The 236-nt window shown below is 42.4% G+C and carries 1 pseudogene; it reads right to left on the reverse strand.

Features of this window, described 5'->3' with window-relative positions:
- Positions 1-236: pseudogene (gene prpE / locus SB756_RS35395) on the reverse strand (propionyl-CoA synthetase); the annotation flags it as partial.

A 236-nucleotide genomic window follows, 5' to 3' on the forward strand; every position in this document is an offset into this window, starting at 1 on the left:
GCTGCCAGGTTTGGTTGTTAATGTTTCTATCCCTACTGGATTACACGCAATGGCCCAGCCTGTTTCGGTTTGCCACCAATGATCGAGTACCGGAAGTTGAGTTTTCTCTTTTAGCCAATTGTATGTGGGCGGATCGAGGCGTTCGCCTGCTAAAAATAATCGTTTTAAACTAGAGGTATTGTATTTTTTAAAGCCTTCAGCAGTAGGATCTTCTTTTTTGATTGCTCTAAATGCTG

Source organism: Pseudomonas sp. SIMBA_068 (assembly GCF_046534705.1).
GTDB lineage: Bacteria > Pseudomonadota > Gammaproteobacteria > Pseudomonadales > Pseudomonadaceae > Aquipseudomonas > Aquipseudomonas putida.